Origin of the sequence: Corynebacterium sp. HMSC062A03 (assembly GCF_001811145.1) — a bacterium.
Classification (GTDB): domain Bacteria; phylum Actinomycetota; class Actinomycetes; order Mycobacteriales; family Mycobacteriaceae; genus Corynebacterium; species Corynebacterium aurimucosum.
The window spans coordinates 1-1,112 of the sequence record NZ_KV803665.1 but is presented as its reverse complement, the minus strand read 5'-3'; the positions used below and the strand labels follow the sequence as shown (position 1 = coordinate 1,112).

The following is a 1,112-nucleotide window of genomic DNA, read 5'->3' as shown; positions in this document are numbered from 1 at the left end:
GGGCTTAAGGGACATTTCGTGTGGATTTGCGGCGTGTCGCGCTAAGGGACATTTCGTGTGGATTTAGGAGCGTCCGGCCCAGCCTTTTCTTATGCCTAAGCTGGGGTTCCATTCGTTGTCGATGTGGGTGTCGAATGTGGCAGGTCGCCCGTCTGGGTGGCCTCGTCGTTTAAGTTCTTCTCTTGCCCAGGCTGCGCGTGCTGCTTTTTCTCCTTGGCGTCCGAAGTCTTGTTGCTTGGCTAACTCCAGTGGCGCTACAGGGTCTTCAGTGTGGGTGTAGAGCCACCAGTCCATGGTGATGCGCTGATGCTCATCGAACATGCCACGATGATTTCCTGCAAGGTCTTTGAGCTGTTTGTTGATGCCACCTTCCAGCAGGTTCGTGGTGGCTTTTAAAGCCTGTGTGACACCTTCAGGCGGGTCAAGGAAAGTAAATAATTTCCTGCGTGGATGAGCTTTTCCAAACGCTTTAGAGCCCTGCGGGCGTTGCGGTGGGTGTACCACCATTTCTGGTTGGGGCTGACCCATTTCGGTACTTGGCCTGCAGGTGTAGCACTGCGGTAGGTTCGCTCTTTAAGCCAATCAGCAAAGGTAATACGGGTGTGGTGGACTGCAGCTGTAAACCGCGCAGCATCGTCGGGATTGCGTACTTGGACGAGCATGTAGCCCAGTTTCCGGATTGCTTTATGCGCTGGGTGAATCGGGTTGCGGCTGATATCAGCAAAAGTGTTGCGTTGGACGTGAACTAGGCAGCGCTGGATGGCAACGTCGGGCCATTTAATGCGCAGTGCCTTGAGCGCTCCACCTGCCCCGTCGGTGGTGACGATGAGTGGTTGCGCGATTTTGTCGAGCAGTTTCAGGTACTCGTATGAGCTTTCACGCAGGCACCAGTGCCAGGCGATGACGTGTGTTTCGGTGCAGGCTACCAGCAGGCATTTCTTGTGGAAATAGGTGCCGTCGATAAAGACCTGGTCGTAAACACGATAGGGGTCAGTAGACGTGGGCACGGTGATAAACCACAGCAGCTTGAACCACCGGGTCAAAGTCCGCCTTGTTACCCCAAGGCGTTTGGCTAAATGGTCTGCGGATTCGCCGGAAAGAATCCAGTCAAT

Annotated in this window: 1 pseudogene; it reads right to left on the bottom strand. The window is 54.6% G+C overall.

Annotated features, from left to right (window positions below):
* Nucleotides 1-63: 63 nt before the first annotated feature.
* Nucleotides 64-1,112 (bottom strand): annotated as a pseudogene (locus tag HMPREF2781_RS05690) (IS1249 family transposase); the annotation flags it as partial.